This window comes from Allolucifera butyrica, from assembly GCF_900476375.1.
Lineage (GTDB): Bacteria > Bacillota > Negativicutes > Sporomusales > UPPP01 > Lucifera > Lucifera butyrica.
In genome coordinates this window covers 115,565-123,858 of sequence record NZ_UPPP01000055.1, presented here as the reverse complement: position 1 = coordinate 123,858, position 8,294 = coordinate 115,565, and the positions used below count along the sequence as shown (strand labels likewise).

Sequence of the window (8,294 nt, the reverse complement as noted above, 5' to 3'; positions counted from 1 at the left end):
AAAAATATAGGTTATACTTTTTATTTTTACTAAAAAAATTATATATATACTTTATATTTTTATAAAAAACTACGTTTTTACCACTTGAAATGCCGGGCTGTAGACAAAATTTTACGACCTCACGTACAACAAAAAAATACGTTTTTCATAACGTCCCAAATAGACTGTAAGCTTTTGCCGGGCATCTGCAAGCTCTGGCGGCTCATAAAATTTACCACGGCTACTTTCTTTTCCTGATGCGTTGTAGTGGGGACTTTCATAGCTATAAAAATTCAATCATCGTCTGATTCATAATCTCCCCCTGCCATTTACCCGTTTCCGGACCATAAACAACAGATCCACTGTTCTTGATGTTATTCCAGACATAATTTAAAATATCTGGGCTTTTAGTCAGCCACTGTATGACTTCACTATTTCTGACATCGAACTCCTTTCCCGGAATTGAATGCCGGAGTGGTGGCATAAATCTCGCTACTCTCAAATCTTTACTTACTGTTTTCTTTCGCACATTATCACCTTACCAATATCTTACATTTCATTTTTTAAGTAGAAATTTTTATTAGTCAAGGAAAGGGAAAGGATGTTTGTGGGGGAACCTCAACCCCCACACTTTCTTTTCCCCTTGACCGTGAGGGAAAAGTCGCAGTTATATATTTATATATAGCCGCGTTTCCGATTCGGAAAAACTCAATTTCGTTTCGATATTTTCCGAATCGGAAAACAGATTGTTTTCTTGATTTTTTTCTACTCTGATTGTTAGCGTTTTCCAGGTTAATACTTTATAATAATGTTAAAAAAAGGAGGTATGAACTTGAAACGTTGTTATCTGGCACTCCTGATCTTTTTATTTATCCCAATGCATACATCTGCAGAAAATCAGAAAATCACATTTTTACCTTCTGATATTCAATTACAAGGTAAATCGACAGTCGTCTGCGATACTCCATATTTTCAAATAATACTTCCGGCAAATTGGGTAATTAAAAAGCATCAGGTGGAAAAAGATTGGACAAATGAAGATGTTATTTGGATTGCCGGTAACTCACCAAATGGCCATATAAGGATTCAAATATTTTCTTCGGTAGGAAAAGGAACTCCTGATAAGTTAATAGACTCATGGAACAAAACCACTTGGATTACAAAGAAACAAACTGAAAAATTTTCTCTTTCCGGTGCCAATAGTGTAATGGTTAGCGGTCTCATGTCTATCAATAATGATTTACACTATCAAATATCTTATGAAATCTACCCTGGCAATAAAGTCATTTCAATATCAGCTCTTATAAAACCTGAAAGTTATGACCAAGAATCGGTTTTAATTAGAGAAATAGTAAATACTTTAAAATTTAAAAATTAACTTGTTTGCCCGGTATATGCCGGCTTTTTTTTATAATCATTTTGCTTTTTAAAAACAACTCCTCAATTATCGACCAAGGAACCGCCATGTTCTTTTAGGTGATTTTTTACAGTCTTTTCCGTTACGCCCATGTATTCTGGTATGTTATCCCGAAAACAGTAAAATAATTGCAGATAAAATTGCTTAGTTTATAAAATAAAAAGGCCTCCTCAGTCTTTGAGGAGGTTCTAATTTTCCCATTCGTTGCACACCGATTGCACGCCTAAGACAAAATAAAAAGGCCCGAAGGCCTTGATTTTACTGGAGCGGGCAACGAGATTCGAACTCGCGACCCACGGCTTGGGAAGCCGGTACTCTACCACTGAGCTACGCCCGCATATATTAGTCTAACTGAGGTTCCGGCCATGTGGTATTGGCTCCGATGAGCTCATTGGGGCCGATTTTTGAAAACAACAAGTAGACAATAAAACTTACTGCGAATATTAATATAGCATATTTGAAAGTAAAGTTCAAGTGGAAAGGCATGGGATAGGCCTTTTCTATTTTATTCTTTCCCTACCATATTTTCCGGTCTGATATATTCGTCAAATTGTTCCGCTGTCAGAAGATTAAGCTTAATGGCGGCTTCTTTTAGTGTAATACCCTGAGCATGGGCTGTTTTGGCTATTTGGGCGGCATTGTCATATCCGATATATGGGTTGAGAGCCGTCACAACCATTAAAGAGTTACGCAGATAGTAGTCAATCTTTTCTTTGTTGGGTTCAATTCCCACGGCGCAATTCTTGTTGAAGGAGCGGATGGCATCGGCCAACAGCCTCACCGACTGCAGAAAATTATAGATACATACGGGCATGAAGACATTCAATTGAAAATTACCCTGGCTGGCGGCAATCCCCACCGCTACATCATTGCCCATAACCTGGCAGGCGACCATGGTCAGCGCTTCACATTGAGTGGGATTCACTTTTCCGGGCATAATCGAACTGCCCGGCTCATTTGCCGGGATCTTCAATTCGCCAATGCCGCAGCGGGGGCCGCTGGCCAGCCAGCGCACGTCGTTGGCAATTTTCATTAGGTCGGCGGCCATGGCTTTGAGCGCTCCGTGGGCAAAGACCAATTCGTCCTTGCTGGTCAGCGAATGGAATTTATTGCTGGCGGTAATAAACTTTTTCCCGGTGAGGGCGCTGATTTCTGCGGCTACTGTTTCGCCAAACCGGGGATGGGTATTGAGACCGGTGCCCACGGCTGTTCCACCCAGAGCCAACTCGCCTAATTCTTCGATGCTTTTCTTAATCATTCCTGCCGCTTTTTCCAGCATCCGGTGCCAGCCGCTGATCTCCTGTCCCAGCGTCAGCGGCGTCGCATCCTGCAAATGGGTGCGCCCGGTTTTAATGATGTCTTTAAAATCAATCATTTTCCTGGCAAAGGTCGCTTTTAACTCCTCCACCGCCGGCAACAGGGTATCTTCCAGTTCCACCACGGCGGCAATATGCATTGCGGTCGGAAAAGTATCGTTGGAGCTTTGGGCCTTATTGACATGATCATTGGGATGCAGCAGCTTCTCACCTAATATCTGGTTGCCACGGTTGGCAATCACCTCATTAAGATTCATATTGGACTGCGTACCACTGCCGGTTTGCCATACCACCAGCGGAAAATGCTCGTCCAGTTTACCGGCAAGAATCTCTTCGCACGCCTGAGCAATCGCCTTAGTCCTTTTTTCATCAAGCTGCCCCAATTTATGGTTCGTCAATGCGGCCGCTTTTTTCAAGGTAGCAAACGCCCGGATAATTTCCACCGGCATTTTTTCCGTACCAATCTTAAAATTCTCAAAGCTTCTTTCTGTTTGGGCAGCCCACAATTTATCCGCCGGCACCTTGACCTCACCAAGACTGTCCTTTTCAATCCGATATTCCATTCCCTCGCTCCTCCTTTACTAAAATAGTCTCTCAGTATTTATATTAGCAGTATGTATAATCATGCGCTAGGCAAAAATTGTTTCCCGGCAATACCGGGCTGCGTCATCTCACCAGGTGACAAAATGATTTCCAGCTGTTCGGCCGTCAATAATCCTTTGCTGACAACAATCTCTTTAATCGGACGGCTGGTGCTGAGTGCTTCTTTAGCAATCATCGAAGACTGCTCATAGCCGATATGAGGAAGCAAAGCGGTTACTACCCCGACGCTGACATCAATCATTGAATTGCAATGCTTTACGTTGGCCTTGATCCCTTGCACGCACTTGTAATTCAGGGTATTCACTGCATTGGTCAAAATAGTAAGCGAGTTAAAGAGATTATAGGCCATAACCGGTTCCATGACATTCAATTCAAACTGTCCTGCTTCCACGGCCATGCTCACCGCCAGGTCATTGCCGATCACCTGGAACGCAACCTGATTCATCGTTTCAGGAATGACGGGATTCACCTTGCCGGGCATAATCGAAGAACCTGGCTGCATGGCGGGCAGCAAGAGTTCGTTCAAACCGCATTTGGGCCCTGAGGCCATTAAGCGCAAATCGTTGGCAATTTTGGACAGTGCCAGAGCGCTTACTTTCAGTGTACCGGAGAACTCTGCCAATTCATCCGTATTTTGCGTCGCATCCACCATATTCTTGGCGGAATATATTGTCTCGCCCGTCAATTTGCTAAGTTCTTCGATGACGAAGGTAATATACTCCGGTTCGGCGTTTAGTCCGGTACCTACGGCTGTCGCCCCCATATTAACGGCATGCAGCGACTTCACAGTGACTTCGATCCGGTGTATGGAACGCTTGATCGCTTCGGCATAAGCATGAAACTCTTGTCCCAGGGTGATGGGCACAGCATCCTGCAAATGGGTCCGCCCCATTTTTAGCACCTGTGAGAACTCTTCCCCCTTGGCTTTAAAAGCATCCGCCAGCGCATTGAGTGCTTCCATCAGTTTTTTGGCTTTGTGGATAGTACAAATCCGGATGGCCGTCGGAATAACGTCATTGGTCGATTGAGCCATATTTATATGATTATTTGGGGAAATCAACGCGTAATTGCCTTTGGTTTCTCCCAGTATTTCCAAGGCCCGATTGGCAATTACTTCGTTGGCATTCATGTTCATGGAGGTTCCTGCGCCGCCTTGAATGCAATCCACCACGAACTGGTTCCGCCATTGACCGGCGATAATTTCTTCTGCCGACTGCACAATTGCCGAACCAATCCGGGCCGGCATCCGGCCGGTCCGCATATTGGCCCGGGCCGCCGCGGCCTTAACAATGGCCAGCGCGGTAACAAAATCTTCATTCAACATATGTCCTGTGATCGAAAAATTATGTATCGCCCGGGTCGTCTGCACCCCATAATATACATCATCCGGAATCTCTATCTCGCCAAGAAAGTCCTTCTCAATACGCATTATAATCCTCCTCTTCGCAAGCTTGTTATTTTATTCTTACGCTTGTTTAAATCTTGCCTTAATCCGAGCTTCCAGCTCTGCTAAGCTGATATCAACTGCATTTTGTATATTGTATTTTGTATACATTCCTATTCAAAATCATCTTACCACAACAGAAACAGTAAATCAATCCCTGCGCTTAACCGCAGACGGATTATTCATCAGCCAATTCTCCGGCTATAAAGTAGGCGGCCAGAGCGGCAAATACGAGTTCAAATATTAGAATAATTACGGTTTGCGTTCCCGTTCTTGCCATTCATTGTTTTATTATGCATGGTCGTAATGCCAATCAGTTATTTATACAACACTTTCCTGGGTATAACGAAAAATAAGTTACTTTGTTACCAATCATAAGTTGCCGTATAATAATAATGAAATTCCGATAAGTGAGGTCTACCAGCATGAACATACAAATCTGGGGAACCAGGAAATGCCAGGATACCCGCAAGGCCGAACGGTGGTTTAAAGAACGCGGCATCCAATACCAGTTTATAGACTTATCCCAAAAGGGCTTAAGCAAAGGGGAACTCAAAAGCGTCGGCGCTGCTGTGGGCGGGTTAACGCCGCTCCTTGATACTGCGGGTAAAGAATATGAAAAGCGGAACCTAAAATATCTGGCCCATAATGTTGAGGAAATGTTATTAACCGTACCGTTGCTTTTTAAAACGCCTATTGTGCGCAACGGCTCCAAAGCAACCGTCGGCTATCAGCCTGAAACCTGGAGTTTGTGGCAAAAATCCTAACCCGGTCAGCAGCCTATGGTTTTCATTTCCGGCAATTTAGAGTATACTTTTTCCATACAAGAAAGACCTAAAGGGTCTTTAAGTGGAAGGAAAGTATTTTACTTTTCGGTTCTTAAGAAGAATGTGTTATTTTTAGAAACAACCCGAAAAGTTATACTTTCCGATCCCAAAATAAAAGTGAGATGAAAATCATGCGACTGGAAGAACTGATAAATAAACATCAGCACCAGCTGAATCAGACAGATTATATTATCTGGAAATACATCTACAATCATAAGAATGAATGCCGGCGGATGTCGGTCCACGAATTGGCGGCGGCCTGCAACGTTTCGGGAACAACGGTTGTGCGGTTTGCGCAAAAATTATCCCTTGATGGCTTCAGTGACCTGAAAACTTTGCTGAAGCTGGAAAAAGACCAGGTGTCCATTCCGGAAGACGATGCTATAAAAAAAATAATTGACCAGTATCAGCGGGTGAGCCGGGAAATGGAGCAAAAAAACTTTAACCGGCTTAATGAACTGGTCCATAACGCCAACCGTATTATCGCTTATGGCTCCGGCTATGTACAAAGTAATGTAGTTAAAGAGCTAAAAAGGCTCTTTCTCTTCGATAAAGTATTAATCTATGAAATACAGGGCAAAGACGAAATTATTTCCGTGGCAAAAACACTGACGCCCAATGACCTCGTTATTATTGTCTCCTTAAGCGGGGAAACACCGCTGGTGGTCGAAGTAGCCCGGCAGCTTAGGCTACAGGGAGTGCCGCTGATTTCTTTTACCCACCTGCAAGACAATACCCTGGCGGCTTTGAGCACGGAAAATATCTATATTGCGACGGCGGAATTCTCGCTTTATGCCGACCAAACCCTGCCACCGTACAAATCCCTGATGATTTATTTTCTGGTGATTGAAATTTGGTTCATAAAATATCAATCCTACAAAAAAGCACAGTTGGATAACGAAAAAGGATAAGCCGGAAAAGGCTGAATGAGTTTGAAAAGCAGAAAAGACAGGCTCCACGTCCTGTCTTTCCTTTTTTGTGGGATCAGAAAATATAACTTTTCGAATTGTTTCCAAATAACACATTCTTCTTAAGAAAGCCGAAAAGTAAAATACTTTCTTTCAATTTAAAAACCCCTCGGGTTTTTCTTATATATGTAATAAAATACGGAAAATGAAATAAACTCCAGGATTGTGTTGCAAAACCAGAATCGCCAAAACCGGTTGAACGCAGCCGGGAAATCTTTTATTATAAGTTTGGTAAGACATCCCGGGATGAAATTGATTTCTTTTAATCAGGAAAGGATGAATTGCTAAATGGAGAAATATTCCGTTGTTATTGCCGGTGGCGGCAGCACATTTACACCCGGCATTGTTTTAATGCTGCTCAATCATCGGCAGCGCTTGCCGCTTCGTCAAATTAAATTTTATGATAATGATGCCGAGCGCCAGGAAACGATCGCCAAAGCCTGCGAAATTTTACTGCGGGAAAAAGCGCCGGAAATTGCATTCAGCTATACTACAGATCCGGAAAAAGCCTTCACCGACGTCGATTTTGTCATGGCCCACATCCGGGTCGGCAAATATGCCATGCGGGAAAAGGACGAAAAAATTCCGCTGCGTTACAACGTACTCGGACAGGAAACCTGTGGTCCCGGCGGCATTGCCTACGGCATGCGTTCCATCGGTGCCATTCTTGAAATGATCGACTTTATGGAGAAATACTCCCCCAATGCCTGGATGCTCAATTATTCCAATCCGGCGGCCATTGTCGCCGAAGCAACCAGACGGCTGCGTCCAAATTCCAAAATTATCAACATTTGCGATATGCCTGTCGGCATAGAAGAACGCATGGCGGAAATTCTTGGACTGAAAAGCCGCCAGGAAATGATTGTAAAATATTACGGTCTGAATCACTTCGGCTGGTGGAGCGATATCCGCGACCGGAAAGGCCATGACTTGATGCCAAAGCTTAAGGAGCATGTGGCTAAATACGGCTATGTTGTCAATCCGGAAGCTCACCGGGAAACAGAGCAGAGCTGGAATGACACCTTTGCCAAGGTAAAAGATGTCTATGCGGTTGACCCGGATACGCTGCCGAACACCTATCTTAAATATTATTTATTTCCGGATTATGTTGTCCGGCATTCGGACCCAACCTATACCAGAGCCAATGAAGTCATGGAGCATCGTGAAAAGAACGTCTTCGCCATTGCCCGGGAAATTATTGAAAAAGGAACGGCGGAACATTGCCGGTTTGAAACCGACGCCCATGCTACCTATATCGTTGATCTCGCGGAGGCCATCGCCTTCAATACCAAGGCCCGGATGTTGTTAATCGTTGAAAATGGCGGTGCTATCGAGAATTTCGACCCGACGGCCATGGTCGAAATTCCCTGTATTATCGGTTCCAGTGGTTACGAAAAGACTTGCATCGGCCAGATTCCCCAGTTCCAGAAAGGCCTGATGGAGCAGCAGGCGGCGGTGGAAAAGCTGGTGGTAGAAGCCTGGATTCACGGCAGCTATCAAAAACTCTGGCAGGCGTTGACGCTGTCCAAAACGGTTCCCAGCGCTTCCGTCGCCAGGCAGATTCTTGACGATCTGATTGACGCCAACCGGGGATATTGGCCGGAATTAAAATAAGCATGCAACTTGGGATATTGGACTGTGCAATAAAGCGTTTCGGAATATAGAATCTTCTAATCCGGCAGTCCGATATCCTTATTTATTTAACTTAGAATCAGTAATTTTTAATCCTGTTTGTACAGT

General features: G+C 44.0%; 7 protein-coding genes and 1 tRNA gene. 4 read left to right on the top strand and 4 right to left on the bottom strand.

Going from position 1 to position 8,294, the window contains the following annotated elements; translation table 11 throughout:
• Window positions 1-262: 262 nt before the first annotated feature.
• On the bottom strand, window positions 263-508 hold the full coding sequence (locus LUCIF_RS03195; protein WP_122626428.1) for a hypothetical protein: 246 nt from the start codon (window positions 506-508) through the stop codon (window positions 263-265).
• 303 nt (window positions 509-811) lie between these two features.
• Between LUCIF_RS03195 and LUCIF_RS03190 the strand changes: the two genes are divergently transcribed.
• Window positions 812-1,357 (top strand): hypothetical protein, encoded by a 546-nt coding sequence (locus LUCIF_RS03190; RefSeq protein ID WP_122626427.1) that lies wholly within the window; start codon window positions 812-814, stop codon window positions 1,355-1,357.
• A 301-nt stretch (window positions 1,358-1,658) separates the two neighbouring features.
• Here the strand turns inward: LUCIF_RS03190 and LUCIF_RS03185 are convergent.
• From LUCIF_RS03185 to LUCIF_RS03175, 3 genes are all read right to left on the bottom strand, one after another.
• A tRNA-Gly gene (locus LUCIF_RS03185) sits at window positions 1,659-1,733 on the bottom strand.
• A gap of 168 nt (window positions 1,734-1,901) precedes the next feature.
• Window positions 1,902-3,275, bottom strand: a complete 1,374-nt coding sequence (gene fumC / locus LUCIF_RS03180) for a class II fumarate hydratase (RefSeq protein ID WP_122626426.1) — start codon at window positions 3,273-3,275, stop codon at window positions 1,902-1,904.
• Window positions 3,276-3,334: 59 nt separating this feature from the next.
• A complete protein-coding gene (locus tag LUCIF_RS03175) occupies window positions 3,335-4,744 on the bottom strand; it encodes an aspartate ammonia-lyase (RefSeq protein WP_122626425.1) in 1,410 nt (469 codons plus the stop codon).
• Between the two features lie 440 nt (window positions 4,745-5,184).
• Between LUCIF_RS03175 and LUCIF_RS03170 the strand changes: the two genes are divergently transcribed.
• The 3 genes from LUCIF_RS03170 to LUCIF_RS03160 all read left to right on the top strand — a co-directional run bounded on the left by LUCIF_RS03170 (window position 5,185) and on the right by LUCIF_RS03160 (window position 8,168).
• Entirely contained in the window at window positions 5,185-5,526 is a 342-nt protein-coding gene (locus LUCIF_RS03170) for an arsenate reductase family protein (protein ID WP_122626424.1), read from the top strand.
• 182 nt (window positions 5,527-5,708) lie between these two features.
• Window positions 5,709-6,497: a MurR/RpiR family transcriptional regulator gene (locus LUCIF_RS03165; RefSeq protein ID WP_207856906.1), complete on the top strand. Its 789-nt coding sequence runs from the start codon at window positions 5,709-5,711 to the stop codon at window positions 6,495-6,497.
• Between the two features lie 345 nt (window positions 6,498-6,842).
• Complete coding sequence (locus LUCIF_RS03160) at window positions 6,843-8,168, top strand: 6-phospho-alpha-glucosidase (protein WP_122626422.1); 1,326 nt, start codon at window positions 6,843-6,845, stop codon at window positions 8,166-8,168.
• Window positions 8,169-8,294: the final 126 nt, after the last annotated feature.

Coding starts and splice junctions, on each gene's coding strand:
- LUCIF_RS03160 (WP_122626422.1), top strand. CDS start 6,843: ATGGAGAAATATTCCGTTGTTATTGCCGGTGGCGGCAGCACATTTACA.
- fumC (WP_122626426.1), bottom strand. CDS start 3,275: ATGGAATATCGGATTGAAAAGGACAGTCTTGGTGAGGTCAAGGTGCCG.
- LUCIF_RS03165 (WP_207856906.1), top strand. CDS start 5,709: ATGAAAATCATGCGACTGGAAGAACTGATAAATAAACATCAGCACCAG.
- LUCIF_RS03170 (WP_122626424.1), top strand. CDS start 5,185: ATGAACATACAAATCTGGGGAACCAGGAAATGCCAGGATACCCGCAAG.
- LUCIF_RS03175 (WP_122626425.1), bottom strand. CDS start 4,744: ATGCGTATTGAGAAGGACTTTCTTGGCGAGATAGAGATTCCGGATGAT.